Raw genomic sequence first — 15030 nt, 5'->3', positions numbered from 1 at the left:
ACACTAGGACCTTTGGAGGGATCCTACAAAAATCGGCGGTGGTCATCGCCCGGCTGTGCGGTTTTACCGACGCCTGGACCCATTGTCTGACTCGGGACCACCGGGACCACTGGGTCGAGCCGGCCCACGGTCAACGCCACCCGCAGGGCGAACGCGTCCCGCGGCGCGAGCGGGGAGAAGCCGGTGACCTCGGCGATCCGCCGCAGCCGGTAGCGGACCGTGTTCGGGTGCACGAAGAGGGCCCGCGCGGCGCTCTCCAGCGTCCCGCCGGCGGCGAAGAAGGCGTCCAGCGTCTCCAGCAGCTCGCCGCCGGCGCGGACCAGGGTCGCGTACACGTCGTGGCGCAGCCGGCGGCGCGCCTCGGCGTCCCCGGCCAGCGCCCGCTCCGGCAGCAGGTCGCCCGCCGGCACCGGCCGGGGCGCGGTGGGCCACGCCGGCGCGGCGCGGAAGCCGGCCAGCGCCGCCCGGGCCGACTCGGTGGCCTCGTCCAGGCTGGGCACCGCCGGGCCGACCACCACCGGCCCGTCCCCGAACGCGCTGAGCAGCTTCCCGGTGGCGGCGAGCGGGTCGGCGGCGCCGCCGAGCACGATCACCAGCCGGTCGCCGTGCACGCCGCCGATCACCTCGGCGCCGATCCGCCGGGCCTGCCGGTAGACGGTGTGCAGGACGGCGGAGACCTCGCCGCCGGGGGAGCGGCCGACCGCTACCGCCACCGGCGGCGCGTCCGACCAGCCCAGCGCGGCGGCCCGGCTGGCCAGCACGTCCGGCGAGTCACCGCGCAGCAGCGCGTCCACCAGCAGGGCCTGCAATCGGGCGTCCCAGGCGCCGCGGGACTCGGCGGCCCGGGCGTAGACCCGGGCGGCGGCGAAGGCGATCTCCCGGGAGAACCGCAGCACGGCCTCGCGCAGCTGCTGCTCCTCGCCCTCCGCGGCCAGGTGGGCGACCTGCTCCTCGACCACGTCGATGGTCACCTTGATCAGCGCGACCGTCTGCTGGAGGCTGATCGACCGGGCCAGCGCCTGCGGCGCGGCGGCGAAGACCTCGTCGGAGACCTCCTGGGTGCTGTCCGCGGTGCCGCCGCCGTCGCGCAGCCACTGCACCAGCGAGCGGGCGCCGGCCTGGGCCACCAGCATCACCCAGGAGCGCTGGTCGGCCGGGAGGGTGCGGAACCAGGGCAGGGTCTCGTCCATCCGGGCCACGCTGGCGGTGGCCAGCGCCCCCGCCGCCCGTTCGATCCGGCGCAGCGTGGCCGACAGCTCGATCCCGCCCGGCTCGTCCACGGCTCCAGCCTGACATGCGCTGACCAGGCGCTTCCCGCCGCCCCGGCGGTCAGGCCGCCGGGGGAGCGGGCAGGCCCAGCTCCTGGGCCAGGATGGCGGCCTGCACCCGGCTGCGCAGGTCGAGCTTCGCGAGGATCCGGCTGACGTGCGTCTTGGTGGTGCTCTCCGCCATCGACAGCCGGTCGGCGATCTGCTGGTTGGACAGGCCGAGCCCGAGGCACGCCAGCACGTCCCGCTCCCGCGGGGTCAGCGCCGCCACCGCCGCCCGGGTGGCGGCGGAGGCGGCGGGAGCGGTCGCCGCGAACGCCGTGATCAGTCGCCGGGTCACCGCGGGGGCGATGAACCCCTCGCCCCGGGCGACCGTCCGCACCGCCGCCACCAGCCCCTCGGCGTCGGTGTCCTTGAGCAGGAAGCCCGCGGCCCCGGCCCGGAGCGCCCCGAAGACGTACTCGTCGAGGTCGAAGGTGGTGAGCACGAGCACGTCGGCGAGCCGGTCGGCGACGATATCCCGGGTGGCCGAGATGCCGTCCAGCCGCGGCATCCGCACGTCCAGCACCGCGACGTCCGGGCGGAGTTCCCGGCAGAGCCGGACGGCCTCGGCGCCGTCGTCCGCCTCGGCCACCACCTCGACGCCCGGCGCCCCGGCCAGGATCAACGCCAGCCCGGCCCGGACCGCCGCCTGGTCGTCGGCGAGCAGCACCCGGATCACCTCGGTCACGTCACCCTCCCGTCCGAACGCCGTCGGCACGGCCGGTCACGGCGTCGCCTCCGTGGGCAGCTCCGCCCGGACCCGCCAGTCGCCGTCCTCCGGGCCGGCGGTGAACCGGCCGTGCAGCAGCACGGCCCGCTCCCGCATCCCGACCAACCCGGCACCCGCGCCGGCCAGCGAGTCACCGTCGGCGCGCACCGGGTTCGTCACGGTCACCACCACCATCGCCGGCTCGTAGGCGACCACCAGGTCGGCCCGGCCGGCACCGTGCTTGAGGGCGTTGGTCAGCGACTCCTGGACGATCCGGTACGCCGCCAGGTCCACCCCGACCGGCAGCGCGCGGGGCGTTCCGTGCCGCTGCACCCGGACCGTCAGCCCGGCCGCGCGAACCCGGCTGACCAGCACGTCCACCTCGCTCAACCGGGCCCGGGTCGCCTCGTCCGTCGCGTCCGTCGCCGGTCCGCCCTCCGCCGGCTCCCGGAGCAGCCCGATCATCTGGCGCATCTCGGCCAGCCCCTGCACGCTGTTCTCCCGGATCACCCGCAGCGCCCGGTCGACCTGGTCCCGGTCCAGCCCGGCCACGGAGAGCGCGGCGGTGGCGTGGATGGCCACCGCGCTCAGGTGGTTGGCGACCACGTCGTGCAGCTCCCGGGCCATCCGGGCCCGTTCCGCGCTCACCGCCTGCCGCCGGTCCAGCTCGACGAGCCGTGCGGTCTGTTCGGCCCGGGCGCGCTCGGTCGCCGCCTGGTCCCGGTACTGCCGGACGCTGATCCCGGTGAGCACCGGCAGCAGCCCGAGCAGCACCACCGGCACCCCGACGCCCACCCCGCGCCAGTCCCGCAGCAGCACCACCCCGAGCACCGCGCCGAGGACACTCAGCCCGACGGTGACCCGCAGCAGCCAGCGCCAGGTCCGGGCGGAGCCGAACACGCACGCGTCGTAGACCACCTGGGTGTAGACCAGGACGGTCGCCAGCGAGCTTCCCAGCGCCAGGTCGGCCAGCACCGCCGTGGTGCCGAGTGCCAGGCTGCCCCGGCTGGCGACCCGGCGCAGCCCGACCGCCGCGCAGACCGCCACCAGCGGCAGCAGGAACAGCGCCTTCGGCACGTCCGGGGCCCAGGGCAGTTGCGGCTGCGTGCCCAGGCCATGCACAACCAGGCCGCCGACCAGCGATCCGCCGCCCAGCGCGAGGTCGCGGCCGAGGGTGCCGGGCCCGAGCCACGCTGGCGGTCGCATGGCACCGATCTCACCACAGCCGTGGCCGCTCGGGCTCCGACCGGTGGAGGAGGCCGCGCCGGCCGGCGTCCACCGAAGGAGGTACGCCCGCCCGCAGGCCCGTCGCGGGCCGCTGGACCCGGCCGGTGTGCCCCGCCGGCCGGCGTCCGGTCCGGATCCGTCGAAGGCCCGTGGCCGGGATCCGTCGAAGGATGGAGCCGGATCTCCTCTCCGCCGTCGAGGTCGCCGGCCGCCGGCCGGGCCAGGCTGGTGACCGGAAGGAAACGGGAGGGTCAGAGATGCTGGTGGCGGTCATCGTCGCGTGTGAGATCGGGTTCTGGGTGGTGCTCGGCGCCGGGCTGCTGGCCCGCTATCCGCTGCGCCGGCCACGGCTCGGCGCGGCGCTGCTGGTCTGCGTACCGCTGGTGGACCTGGTGCTGCTCGCGGCGACCGCCGTCGACCTCCGGCGCGGCGCGACCGCCGACGTCACCCACGGGCTGGCCGCCGCCTATCTCGGCTTCTCGGTGGCCTTCGGCCACTCGATGGTCCGCTGGGCCGACCAGCGGTTCGCGCACCGGTTCGCCGGCGGCCCGCCGCCGGTGAAGCCGCCCCGTGCCGGCTGGGCCCGGACCCGGTACGAGTGGCGGGAGTGGGGCAAGGGCCTGGTCGGTTGGGCGATCGCCTGTGGGCTGCTCGGCGCCGCGATCCTCTGGGTGGACGACGCGGAACGGACCCGCGAGCTGGCGAACTGGATCGGCAAGCTCACCCTCGCCATCGTGATCTGGCTGGTCGCCTTCCCGCTCTGGGAGACGATCTTCCCGCGCCGGGCCCGCCGCTGACCCGGGTATGCGCTGCACGGCTCGTCGGTCCCGGCCAGTACGGTGGCAGGGCACGTCGGGGCCAGCACCGGCGGGCGACGGCGAGCGTGAGGAGACCGGGATGGCGCACGGGGAGGCCGACCACGGCTGCGCCCAGGGCGAGCCCTGCCGGCCGGGTCACCACGAGCAGCAGCCGGTCGCCAAGCACCACCGCCGGCTGGTCGGCGGGCCGGCCGAGCCGGGCCGCCAGGCCGAGCGGGCCGACGAGGATCCGCCGGTGCCCCGGCAGCGGGCGGCCGAGCCGGCCCTGCCGGGCGAGGTGGAGCCGGCCGGCTCCGGGGGTTGCCGCAGCGACCTGCCCGGCTGGGCGGGCGCGCACCGGCACGGGCCGGTCCGCCCGCCGCGACGCGCGATCCGGCGGGAGCGGCCCCCGCACCGTTGGTGCTGACCTCGCGGGCGCCGTCCGCCGGTTAGCGTGGTGGTCGTGAGGGCGATCGCCATCGACGCGTACGGGCCGGCCGACCTGCTCGCCGTGCGCGAGCTTCCGGAGCCGCCGGTCGGCCCGGACACGGTCCTGGTGCGGGTACGCGCCGCCGGGGGTGAACCCGGTCGACTGGAAGGTGCGCGAGGGGTACCTGGCCGGCGCGTTCCCCAGCCACTTCCCGCTGGTGCCCGGGTGGGACGCGGCCGGCGTGGTGGCAGCGGTGGGCCCCGCGGTGACCGGCTTCGCGGTCGGCGACGAGGTCGTCGGGTACGTCCGGCGCGACGACATCCAACACGGCACGTACGCCGAACTGGTGCCGGCCCCGGAGCGGACGCTGGCCGACAAGCCGGTGCGGGCGTCCTGGGCCGAGGCGGGCGGGCTGCCGCTCGCCGGGCTCACCGCCTACCAGGCCCTCCGGTCGGTGCGTACCGGTAGCGGCGACACCGTGCTGGTGCACGGCGCGGCCGGCGGGGTCGGCCACCTGGCGGTGCAGCTCGCCCGGGCCCTCGGCGCGCAGCGGGTGATCGGCACGGCGGGCGACGCCAACCACGACTTCGTCCGGTCGCTGGGCGCGGAGCCGGTCAGCCACGGCGACGGCCTGCTGGACCGGGTCCGGGCGGTCGCGCCCGACGGGGTGGACGTGGCGCTCGACCTGTTCGGCGGCGACGCGCTGGAGGTCTCGGCCCAGCTGATGGACCGGCCGGCCCGGCTGGTCTCCACGGCCGACCCGGACCACGTCACCCGGCTGGGCGGCAGCTACCTGTTCGTCAAGCCGTCGACGGCGGACCTGAGCCTGCTCGCCGGGCTGGTCGACGCCGGGCGGCTCACCGTCCACGTGGCACGCACGTTCCCGCTGGCCGAGGCCGCGGCCGCGCACCGGCTGGTGCAGGCCGGGCACGTCCGGGGCAAGGTGGTGCTCGAAATCTGACCCGGGGCGGCCGCGGCCGGCGGGCCGGGCCCGCGCCGCGGTCAGCTGGTGCGGCGGCGGATCAGCAGCGCGATCCCGGCCAGACCGAGGGTGATCACCAGCACCACCGCGCCGTTGAGCAGCAGCAGGCGCTGCATCTCGCCGAGCGCCTCGTCGATGTCGCGGGCCGGGTCGAGGGCGTCCTCCGGGATCACCCGCTCGCCGCCGCCGACGCCGCCGCTGACCGTGTCGAACTCCCGCTCCAGCGGCACCCCGGCGGTGCGCAGCGTCTCGGACATGGACAGCCGGCCGAGGAACCAGCCCGCGCTGGTCTTGCGGTTGTCCGGCTGCTTGGCCGGCCGGAACACCCGCGGTCCGCCCTTGGCCTTGGGATAGAGGTCGTACGTCTGCTTCGGCGTGTCGCCGGCGAACACCACGACCGTGTACTTCGGACCGAGGTCGGCCGCCTTCGGGCCGGTCTTCTGCCCGATGCCGGGCAGGAAGCTGACCTGGTCGATGACGGCGACCACGTGCTGCGGGTGGGACTCGGCGCGCAGCCGCAGCGGCTCGGCCAGCCCGTCCCCGGTGATGTCCACCCCGGGCGGGGGCTTCGGGGCGGCCGTCGCCGGCCCCGCCGCGGCCACCGCGACCAGCGTCGCCGCCAGCCCGCCCACCAGTACCGCGACCAGTCGCCTCATCCGTCGGACCATCGCCGCCTCCTCGCCCCGTTCGATGGATGGCTTCGCTGCAGGTCACGTGCGTGGTTGGTGGACGGAGGTGACCGTGGCCACAGGCCGGGACCCACCTCAGAGACTCCGCGGAACGTCGCTCGGTTGCAGCTGGTGGAACAGTATTTGGAACTATCTGCGATCTCGGCTCGACTAATGTGCGGCAGCCGTTGATCAGCGGGCGGATCGTACCTTTGCGGAGGGGCTCATGGGGGGCAGGGTCGCACGTGTGGCGCGTACCTGGCCAGCGGTGTTCGGCGTGGCGCTCGGCGTGTCCCTGCTGCCGGCGACGCCGGCGGCCGCGCACAACTCGCTGACCGGCAGCGATCCGCGCGACGGCGCCCGGGTGGCGACCGCGCCGGCCCGGATCGAGCTGCGGTTCCTGGCCAAGCCGGATCCGGCCACGACGAAGATCACAGTCACCGGGCCGGACAACGTGGCGGCGCTGGGTGGCGCGCCGACCTTCACCGGCAACCGGGTACGCCTGCCGTTCAAGCCGGGCCGGGCGGGGCTCTACATCGTCGGCTACCGGGTGGCCTCCAGCGACGGGCACCCGGTCTCCGGCGAGGTGCGGTTCACCCTCACCACCGGCACGCCGGCCGACCCCTCGGCGTCGGCCACCGCCCCGGCCGCCTCCGTCCCACCGGCGTCGCCGTCCGGCGCACCGACGGCGACGCCGAGCGGCAGCGCCAGCGTCGCCGCGGTGCCGGCGGCCGAGGAGGGTACGGAGTCGGGTGGTCGCGGCTGGCTCTGGGCGACGCTCGGCGGGGCCGTGCTGCTCGCCGCGCTGGTCGCCGGCCTGCTGCTGCGGCGCCGGTCGGCCCGGGGCTGACGCCACCACCGGCGGGGCGCCTCGCCGACCGGCTCCGCCCCGCGACCGGGGGCCGACCGGGACCGACCGGGATCAGACCAGGCGGACCCGGGCGGCGCGCAGCCGGGTCAGGGTGCGCTCGCGGCCGAGCACCTCCAGCGACTCGAACAGCGGCAGCCCGACCGTACGGCCGGTGACCGCGACCCGGACCGGGGCCTGCGCCTTGCCGAGCTTGAGCCCGCGCTCCGCGCCGACCGCCTCCAGGGCGGCCTTGAGCGACTCGGCGTCCCAGGACTCCAGCGCCTCGAAGGCCGCGGTCGCCGCCTCCAGCAGCTCGGCCGAGCCCTCCTTCATCGCCTTGGCCCAGGCCGCCTCGTCGATCAGCGGCGAGGCGAGGAAGAGGAAGTCGACGTTCGGCACGATCTCGCTGAGCACCGCGATCCGGGTCTGCGCCAGCGGGGCCACCGCGGCGAACGCGGCGGCGTCGAACTCCGCCGGCTGCCACGGCGGCGGCGCGATGGTGCCGGTGCCGGTCAGCCACGGCTGGCAGGCCGCGACGAAGTCCTCGATCGGCAGCGCCCGGATGTACTCGCCGTTGAACGCGCGCAGCTTCTTCTCGTCGAAGAAAGCCGGCGAGGGGTTGACCTCCTCCAGCCGGAACTCCTCCTCGATCACCGACCAGGGCACGATCTCCCGGTCGCCGGAGGGCGCCCAGCCGAGCAGCATCAGGTAGTTGCGCATCGCGGCGGCGAGGTAGCCCTCGTCCCGGTACGCCTCCAGGGCGACCTTGTCGCGCCGCTTGGACAGCTTCTGCCGCTTCTCGTTGACCACCACCGGCACGTGCGCCCAGGTCGGCGGCTTGACCCCGAGGGCGTCCCAGAGCAGCTGCTGCTTCGGGGTGTTCGGCAGGTGCTCCTCGGCCCGGATCACGTGGGTGATCCCCATGGTCATGTCGTCCACGACGTTGGCCAGCAGGAACACCGGCGAGCCGTCGCCGCGGGCGATGACGAAGTCCTCGATCAGCTTGTTCTCGAAGGTGGGCTCGCCGCGGATCAGGTCGATTACCACCGTCTCGCCCTCGTCGGGCGTGCGGAAGCGCAGCGCCCGGCCCTCGCCCGGGCCCAGCCCACGGTCGCGGCAGAAGCCGTCGTAGCCCTGGTACTGCGAGCCGGTGCGGGCCTGCACCGCCTCCCGGGTGCAGTCGCAGTAGTACGCCCGGCCCGACTCGTACAGCCGGGCGGCGGCGGCCCGGTGCTCACCGGCGTACTGCGACTGGAAGTAGGGGCCCTCGTAGCTGCCCCGCTCGATGCCGATCCAGTCGAGCGCGGAGAGGATGCCCTCGGTCCACTCCGGCTTGTTCCGCGCCGCGTCGGTGTCCTCGATGCGGAGCACGAACACCCCGCCCTGCTGCTTGGCGTAGATCCAGTTCTGCAGGGCCGAGCGGGCGCCGCCGACGTGGAACATACCGGTCGGGGAGGGGGCGAAGCGTACACGTACCGTCACGTCCCCCAGCCTACGGCGGGCCGCCACCGGATTCGGCCAGGGGTGTGGGTCAGGGCACCGACCGGATCTTCACCACCAGCACGCTGCCCAGCACGGTGACCGCCGCGGTGACCGCGTAGAGCGTCGGATAACCGCCCAGATGCACCACGAGCGGGGCGGAGATCGCCGGACCGAGCACCTGCGGGGCGGAGTTGGCGATGTTGATCACGCCGAGGTCCTTGGCCCGGTCGGTGGCCCGGGGCAGCACCTGGGTGATCAGGGCGGCGTCCACCGAGAGGTAGACGCCGTAGCCGGCGCCGAGCAGCAGCGCGGCGAGCACCGCCATCGGCCAGACCGGCGCGACGGCGAGCAGCAGCGCGGCGACCGCCATGATCCCGCCGGAGGCGATCACGAAGACCTTCCGCCGGCCGGAGCGGTCGGAGAGCCAGCCGGCCAGCACCGCGGTCGCGGCCAGCCCGGCCGTGTAGAGCAGGATCAGCACCAGCAGGCCGCCCTCGGGGTCGGCCAACCGCACCTGGTCGGTGAGGAAGTAGAGCAGGTACAGGGTGCCCAGGGCGTTGCCGAGCTGGACCAGGAACCGGGTGATCCAGGCCCAGCCGAAGTCCGGGTGGGCCCGGGGCGAGACCCACATCGAGGCGAGCAGGGCGCGCGGCCGCAGCGCCGGACGGTGCCCGCGGGGCAGCGGGTCGTCGGTGGTGAACAGGGTGAACGGCAGCGCCAGCAGCAGCACCGCCGCCGCGACCGCCAGGTAGCCGGCGGCGTTGCCGGTGACCACGGCGGTCACCAGCACCACGCCGAGCACCAGCCCGAGCGCCTGCGGGATGCCCACCCAGCCGGAGACCCCGCCGCGCTGGGTCACCGGCACCCGGTCCGGCACGGCGGCGGTGAGGCTGGCCAGCATGGCGTTGAAGCAGACCTGGGCGGCGACCCAGCCGAGCGCCACCCCGAGCACGGTGCGCTGCTGGGCCAGCAGCGCCAGGGCCGCCGCGCCGAGCAGCGCCCCGCCCGCGGTCCAGACGTGCCGGCGGCCGAACTCCCGGCCGCCCACGCGCAGGCAGGTCCGGTCGGACAGCGCGCCGGCGAGTGGGTTGGCGAGCACCGCGGCGAGCGCGCCGAGGCCGGTGACCAGGGCGAGCGCGGCCTCCTTGTCGGCCGGCGCGATCCGCTCCACCTGCTGTGGCAGCAGCACCTGGATCGGGGTGAAGAAGGCCATCCACACGCCGAGGTTGGCCGCGAAGATCAGCGCGATCCAGCCGCGCCGGACCGGGACGGTCGGCTCGGCCAGCGCCGCCGGCAGCGAGGCCGGCGTCGGGTCGACGGTGGTCACGCCGCCGGTGTCCGGCGGCTGGCCGCGATCACGTCGCGGAACCAGGCGTACGAGGACTTCGGGGTGCGCACCCGGGTGTCGAAGTCGACGTGCACCAGGCCGAAGCGCTTGGTGAAGCCCTCGGCCCACTCCCAGTTGTCCAGCAGCGACCAGACGAAGTAGCCCCGGACGTCCACCCCGTCGTCGAGGGCGGCCCGGACCGCGCGCAGGTGCCCGTCGAGGTAGGCGATCCGCTCCGGGTCGGGCACCCGCCCGGTGCCGTCCGGGGCGTCGTCGTAGGCGCAGCCGCTCTCGGTGATCTCGATCGGGGGCAGGTCGTCGCGGTAGGTGTCGCGCAGCCAGCCGAGCAGTTCGCGCAGCCCGTCCGGCGCGACCGGCCAGTCGAAGGCGGTCCGCGGGTAGCCGTCCAGCGGCACCAGGTCGAACGGCAGCGGCGAACCCTCCTCCGGGGCGCGTACCGCTGTGGGGTTGTAGTAGTTGACCCCGAGCACGTCGATCGGCGCGGCGATCACCGCCAGGTCGCCGTCGCGGACCACGCCGGCGTCGAAGTCCTGCCCGGCCGGGTAGCCGCGGCCGAGCAGCGGGTCGGTGAAGAGCCGGTTGTGCAGCGCCTCGTACGCGGCCGCCGCCGCCCGGTCGGCGTCGGTGTCGCCGGCCAGCCGCACCGGCGAGTAGTTGTTGGCGATGGCGACCGGGCTGGTGCCGCGGGCGCGCAGCGCGCCGACCGCGAGACCGTGGCCGAGCAACTGGTGGTGGGCGACCGGGAAGGCGTCGAAGAGCAGCATCCGGCCGGGCGCGTGCACACCCATGCCGTGGCCGAGACTCATGTGGACGAACGGCTCGTTGAGGGTGATCCAGAGCTTGACCCGGTCGCCGAGCCGGGCCGCGGTCAGGTCGGCGTACTCGGCGAAGCGGTGCGCGGTGTCCCGGTTCAGCCAGCCGCCGGCGTCCTCCAGCGGCTGCGGCAGGTCCCAGTGGAACAGCGTGGCGACCGGGTCGATATCGCGGGCCAGCAGGTCGTCGACCAGCCGGTCGTAGAAGTCCAGCCCGGCCGGGTTGGCCGCGCCGGTGCCGCCCGGCTGGACCCGGGGCCAGGAGATGGAGAAGCGGTACGCGGAGACGCCGAGGCCGGCCATCAGGTCGACGTCCTCGGCGTGCCGGTGGTAGTGGTCGCACGCCACGTCGCCGGTGCTGCCGTCGACGATCCGGCCGGGGGAGTGCGCGAAAGTGTCCCAGATGGACGGTCCCCGGCCGCCCTCGCCGGCGCCGCCCTCGATCTGGTAGGCGGAGGTGGAGACCCCCCAGCGGAAGCCGGCGGGGAAGTCGGGCAGCGGTTCGGTCGGCATGCGCCCTCCCGGTGAACGCGAAACGTGTTCGGGACTCTAGGGCGCGCCCGGCGAATGCGCCATAGGCGCTGGTCGTTCGTCAGGCAATGGTTTTCGGCGTGTCTTTTCCAAACCCGTCCAGGTAAGTCCGAATTTGTGCATAGAGTGCCGATATCGTGGGATGTCCTCACTGGAGGAAGACGGAAATGATCCTCGTGGAACGCAGTGCGCACGTGGCGGCGCCGATGGAAGCGGTCTGGGACGTCGTGCAGCGGGCCGAGCAGCTGCCGGCCTGGCTGGCGGGGGTCCGCGCGGCCGAGGTGCTCTCGGGGGAGGGCTTCGGACGGCGGCAGCTGGTCCAGGCCGGACGTGGCGCGGCGCATGAGGCCGAAGTGATCGCCTATCAGGAGCCGACCCTGATCGGCTGGCGCGAACGCGCCAAGGGCGCCGGTGCCCGGGCGGAGGCGCGCACCGAGATCTACGTCCAGCTCACCGCGGACGAGGAGGAGGGCGGGACGATCGTGCGGCTCATCGTCGTACGCTGGCCGGCCGGTCCGGTCAAGGCCGCCCTGCTCCGGCTCGGCCTGCGTCGGGTCGGCGCCGACCTGGAGGACTCGCTCGCCCGGCTGACCGACCTGGCCGCCGTCGGCTGACCGGGCCCGTCCTGGCGTCGCCCGCGACGGCGGTGGCCCGGGTCCCCGCCAGGGACGCCGGACCACCGCCTGCTCGCCTGCCCCGCTCTCGGGTCGCGGGGACGACGAAGGGCCCGGCGCGAACGCGCCGGGCCCTTCGTCGTGTGCCGCCTAGCTGTCGCCGCCGGTCTCGCCGACCGGGGCGGCGTTGACGTCCTCGATGGCGTACTTCTTGGCCGCCTCGGCCGGCACGGTGGCCGGCACCACGCCGCGGAGCGCGAGCTGCCGCAGCGTCGCCACCACCACCGACTCCGCGTCGACGTGGAAGTGCCGGCGCAGCGCGTGCCGGGTGTCCGACATGCCGAAGCCGTCGGTGCCGAGCGAGGTGTAGTCCCCCGGTACCCAGCGGGCGATCAGGTCCGGTACCGCGCGCATCCAGTCGCTGACCGCGATCTTCGGCCCGTCGGCGTCGGCCAGCTTCCGCTGGACGTACGGGACCCGCTGCTCGGCGCCCGGGTTGAGCAGGTTGTGCTCCTCGCACTCGACCGCGTCCCGGCGCAGCTCGGTCCAGGAGGTCACCGACCAGACGTCGGCGGCCACCCCCCAGTCCTGGGCGAGCAACTGCTGCGCCCGCAGCGCCCACTGCATGCCCGTGCCGGAGGCCAGCAGGTTGGCCTTCGGGGCGTCACCGCCCACCTCCGGGGCGGGGGAGTAGCGGTAGATGCCCTTGAGCAGCCCCTCGACGTCGACGTCGGACGGCTCGGCCGGCTGGAGGATCGGCTCGTTGTAGACGGTGAGGTAGTAGAAGATGTTCTCCTGCGCCTCGCCGTACATCCGGTGCAGGCCGTTCTCCACGATGTGCGCGATCTCGAACGCGAACGCCGGGTCGTACGCGACCACCGCCGGGTTGGTGGCGGCCATCAGGTGCGAGTGGCCGTCCTCGTGCTGGAGCCCTTCGCCGTTGAGCGTGGTGCGGCCGGCGGTGGCGCCGAGCAGGAAACCCCGGGCCATCTGGTCGGCGGCCGCCCAGAGCCCGTCGGCGGTGCGCTGGAACCCGAACATCGAGTAGAAGATGTACATCGGGATCATCGGCTCGCCGTGCGTGGCGTACGACGAGCCGGCGGCGGTGAACGAGGCGACCGAGCCGGCCTCGTTGATCCCCTCGTGCAGGATCTGCCCGCCGATGGCCTCCTTGTACGACAGGAACAGGTCCCGGTCGACGGCGGTGTACCGCTGGCCGTGCGGCGAGTAGATCTTCTGGGTCGGGAAGAGCGAGTCCATGCCGAACGTGCGGGCCTCGTCCGGGATGATCGGCACCCAGCGCTTGCCGAACTCCTTGTCCTTCATGATGTCCTTGAGCAGGCGGACGAAGGCCATCGTGGTGGCCACCTTCTGCTTGCCCGAGCCCCGCTTGACGTCGGAGAACCGCTCCGGGCCGGGGATGGTCAGCCGCTTGCCCTCGGTACGCCGCGACGGCAGGTAGCCGCCGAGTTGCTGGCGCCGCTCCTTGAGGTAGGCGATCTCGTCGGACTTCTCGCCCGGCGTGTAGTACGGCGGCAGGTACGGGTTCTCCTCCAGCGCCGAGTCCGGGATGTCCAGGAAGAGCCGGTCGCGGAAGGTCTTGAGGTCCTCCAGCGTCAGCTTCTTCATCTGGTGCGTGGCGTTGCGGCCCTCGAAGTGCGAGCCGAGCGTCCAGCCCTTGATCGTCTTGGCCAGGATCACCGTCGGCTGCCCGGTGTGCTCCATCGCCGCCTTGTAGGCCGCGTAGAGCTTGCGGTAGTCGTGGCCACCCCGCTTGAGGTTCCAGATCTCGTCGTCGCTGAGGTGCTCGACCATCTTGCGGGTGCGCGGGTCACGGCCGAAGAAGTGCTCCCGCACGTACGCCCCGGACTCCGCCTTGTAGGTCTGGTAGTCGCCGTCCGGCGTGGTGTTCATGAGGTTGACCAGCGCGCCGTCGGTGTCCGCGGCGAGCAGCGGGTCCCACTCCCGGCCCCAGACCACCTTGATGACGTTCCAGCCGGCGCCCCGGAAGAACGCCTCCAGCTCCTGCATGACCTTGCCGTTGCCGCGGACCGGCCCGTCCAGCCGCTGGAGGTTGCAGTTGATCACGAAGGTGAGGTTGTCCAGCTCCTCGCGGGCGGCCACCCCGATCGCGCCGAGGGTCTCCGGCTCGTCCATCTCACCGTCGCCGAGGAACGCCCAGACGTGCTGGTCGGAGGTGTCCTTGATGCCCCGGTGGTGCAGGTAGCGGTTGAACCGCGCCTGGTAGATCGCGTTCAGCCCGCCCAGGCCCATGGAGACCGTCGGGAACTCCCAGAAGTCCGGCATCAGCCGCGGGTGCGGGTACGACGGCAGGCCGCCGCCCGGGTGGGACAGCTCCTGGCGGAACCCGTCGAGCTGGTGCTCGGTGAGCCGGCCCTCGAGGTACGCCCGGGCGTACATGCCGGGGGAGGCGTGACCCTGGTAGAAGATGTGGTCGCCGCCACCCGGGTGGTTCTTGCCCCGGAAGAAGTGGTTGAAGCCCACCTCGTAGAGCGAGGCCGAGCTGGCGAAGGTGGAGATGTGCCCGCCGACGCCGATCTCCGGGCGCTGCGCCCGGTGCACCAGCATGGCGGCGTTCCACCGGACGTACGCCCGGATCCGCCGCTCGACGTGCTCGTCCCCCGGGAACCACGGCTCGCGCTCCGGCGGGATGGTGTTGATGTAGTCCGTGGTGGTCAGGGACGGCACCCCGACCTGACGCTCGCGGGCCCGCTCCAGCAGGCGCAGCATGACGTAGCGGGCGCGCTTGGTCCCGCGCTCGTCGATGACACCGTCGAGCGACTCGACCCATTCGCTGGTTTCTTCAGGGTCGATGTCCGGAAGCTGGCTCGGCAGACCGGCGGTGATCACCGGGCGCTTGCGTTCCGTAGCCACAGGCGTTCCCTCGGTTGTGTGTGGGATAGGTCTCTAGCGCCATCCTGCCCCCTTGTGCCACCTGCCGTCACGTCCACCGCCCCGAGACGCGACGCTCGACACAGGTACCCGCCGGTAACTTTCTGCAATCGGCGGGCTCGGACCCGATCCGGGCCGATCCGGGCCCGGTGACACCGCCGTCCGCTGCCGGACCAGGCCGGGCCGGTGGCCCGCCGGCCGTCGCGCCGCGCACCCGTCGGGCGGCCTCGTGCGGCCCTCCGCGAGGCCCGCCGGCCGTCGCGCCCAGCACCCGTCGGGCGGGCTTGTCCGGCCGCCCGTGGGGCCCGCGGGCAGTCCGCCGAGCGCCCGTCGGGCGGGCTTGTCCGGCCGCCCGTG

The 15030-nt window shown here is 74.2% G+C and carries 13 protein-coding genes; 5 read left to right on the top strand and 8 right to left on the bottom strand.

Annotated features, from left to right (window positions below; all coding sequences use genetic code 11):
* Positions 1-23: 23 nt before the first annotated feature.
* From Q3W71_RS09010 to Q3W71_RS09000, 3 genes are read right to left on the bottom strand one after another with little or no spacing between them, the layout of a single operon-like run.
* Positions 24-1307 (bottom strand): CdaR family transcriptional regulator, encoded by a 1284-nt coding sequence (locus Q3W71_RS09010; protein WP_302919638.1) that lies wholly within the window; start codon positions 1305-1307, stop codon positions 24-26.
* A 22-nt stretch (positions 1308-1329) separates the two neighbouring features.
* Positions 1330-1989 carry a response regulator transcription factor gene (locus Q3W71_RS09005; protein WP_302919637.1) on the bottom strand — a complete coding sequence of 220 codons (660 nt, stop codon included), beginning with the start codon at positions 1987-1989 and terminating at the stop codon, positions 1330-1332.
* Between the two features lie 45 nt (positions 1990-2034).
* Positions 2035-3225 carry a sensor histidine kinase gene (locus tag Q3W71_RS09000; protein WP_302918867.1) on the bottom strand — a complete coding sequence of 397 codons (1191 nt, stop codon included), beginning with the start codon at positions 3223-3225 and terminating at the stop codon, positions 2035-2037.
* A 278-nt stretch (positions 3226-3503) separates the two neighbouring features.
* Between Q3W71_RS09000 and Q3W71_RS08995 the strand changes: the two genes are divergently transcribed.
* The 3 genes from Q3W71_RS08995 to Q3W71_RS08985 all read left to right on the top strand — a co-directional run bounded on the left by Q3W71_RS08995 (position 3504) and on the right by Q3W71_RS08985 (position 5434).
* Positions 3504-4043, top strand: a complete 540-nt coding sequence (locus Q3W71_RS08995; RefSeq protein WP_302918866.1) for a hypothetical protein — start codon at positions 3504-3506, stop codon at positions 4041-4043.
* 100 nt (positions 4044-4143) lie between these two features.
* The gene (locus Q3W71_RS08990; RefSeq protein WP_302918865.1) at positions 4144-4470 is read left to right on the top strand and encodes a hypothetical protein; all 327 of its coding nucleotides are present in this window, start codon (positions 4144-4146) and stop codon (positions 4468-4470) included.
* A gap of 151 nt (positions 4471-4621) precedes the next feature.
* Positions 4622-5434 carry an NADP-dependent oxidoreductase gene (locus tag Q3W71_RS08985; RefSeq protein WP_302918864.1) on the top strand — a complete coding sequence of 271 codons (813 nt, stop codon included), beginning with the start codon at positions 4622-4624 and terminating at the stop codon, positions 5432-5434.
* Positions 5435-5475: 41 nt separating this feature from the next.
* On the opposite strand, the gene Q3W71_RS08980 is transcribed toward Q3W71_RS08985, so the two are convergent.
* On the bottom strand, positions 5476-6123 hold the full coding sequence (locus Q3W71_RS08980; RefSeq protein WP_302918863.1) for a hypothetical protein: 648 nt from the start codon (positions 6121-6123) through the stop codon (positions 5476-5478).
* 247 nt (positions 6124-6370) lie between these two features.
* Here Q3W71_RS08980 and Q3W71_RS08975 point away from each other — a divergent pair, with 247 nt between their 5' ends.
* Complete coding sequence (locus tag Q3W71_RS08975; RefSeq protein WP_302918862.1) at positions 6371-6973, top strand: copper resistance CopC family protein; 603 nt, start codon at positions 6371-6373, stop codon at positions 6971-6973.
* Positions 6974-7045: 72 nt separating this feature from the next.
* Here Q3W71_RS08975 and gltX read toward each other — a convergent pair whose 3' ends face one another.
* Genes gltX through Q3W71_RS08960 form a run of 3 tightly spaced genes read right to left on the bottom strand, consistent with a single transcriptional unit; the run spans position 7046 to position 11128 of the window.
* The gene (gltX, locus tag Q3W71_RS08970; RefSeq protein ID WP_302918861.1) at positions 7046-8455 is read right to left on the bottom strand and encodes a glutamate--tRNA ligase; all 1410 of its coding nucleotides are present in this window, start codon (positions 8453-8455) and stop codon (positions 7046-7048) included.
* A gap of 49 nt (positions 8456-8504) precedes the next feature.
* Positions 8505-9782 carry an MFS transporter gene (locus tag Q3W71_RS08965; protein WP_302918860.1) on the bottom strand — a complete coding sequence of 426 codons (1278 nt, stop codon included), beginning with the start codon at positions 9780-9782 and terminating at the stop codon, positions 8505-8507.
* On the bottom strand, positions 9779-11128 hold the full coding sequence (locus Q3W71_RS08960; RefSeq protein WP_302918859.1) for a GH1 family beta-glucosidase: 1350 nt from the start codon (positions 11126-11128) through the stop codon (positions 9779-9781). Before Q3W71_RS08960 ends, Q3W71_RS08965 begins: the two co-directional genes overlap by 4 nt.
* A 185-nt stretch (positions 11129-11313) precedes the next feature.
* Between Q3W71_RS08960 and Q3W71_RS08955 the strand changes: the two genes are divergently transcribed.
* Positions 11314-11760, top strand: a complete 447-nt coding sequence (locus Q3W71_RS08955) for an SRPBCC family protein (RefSeq protein WP_302918858.1) — start codon at positions 11314-11316, stop codon at positions 11758-11760.
* A 150-nt stretch (positions 11761-11910) separates the two neighbouring features.
* Here the strand turns inward: Q3W71_RS08955 and aceE are convergent, their stop codons facing one another.
* Complete coding sequence (gene aceE / locus Q3W71_RS08950; RefSeq protein ID WP_302918857.1) at positions 11911-14655, bottom strand: pyruvate dehydrogenase (acetyl-transferring), homodimeric type; 2745 nt, start codon at positions 14653-14655, stop codon at positions 11911-11913.
* Between the last annotated feature and the right edge of the window lie 375 nt (positions 14656-15030).

The sequence above is a fragment of the Micromonospora sp. C28SCA-DRY-2 genome, from assembly GCF_030519475.1.
Taxonomy (GTDB): Bacteria; Actinomycetota; Actinomycetes; order Mycobacteriales; family Micromonosporaceae; genus Micromonospora.
Note: the sequence above shows the minus strand (reverse complement) of the source record. Positions and strands in the feature narration are given on the sequence as shown.

Coding starts and splice junctions, on each gene's coding strand:
- Q3W71_RS09000 (WP_302918867.1), bottom strand. CDS start 3,225: ATGCGACCGCCAGCGTGGCTCGGGCCCGGCACCCTCGGCCGCGACCTC.
- Q3W71_RS08995 (WP_302918866.1), top strand. CDS start 3,504: ATGCTGGTGGCGGTCATCGTCGCGTGTGAGATCGGGTTCTGGGTGGTG.
- Q3W71_RS08990 (WP_302918865.1), top strand. CDS start 4,144: ATGGCGCACGGGGAGGCCGACCACGGCTGCGCCCAGGGCGAGCCCTGC.
- Q3W71_RS08980 (WP_302918863.1), bottom strand. CDS start 6,123: ATGGTCCGACGGATGAGGCGACTGGTCGCGGTACTGGTGGGCGGGCTG.
- Q3W71_RS08960 (WP_302918859.1), bottom strand. CDS start 11,128: ATGCCGACCGAACCGCTGCCCGACTTCCCCGCCGGCTTCCGCTGGGGG.
- Q3W71_RS08955 (WP_302918858.1), top strand. CDS start 11,314: ATGATCCTCGTGGAACGCAGTGCGCACGTGGCGGCGCCGATGGAAGCG.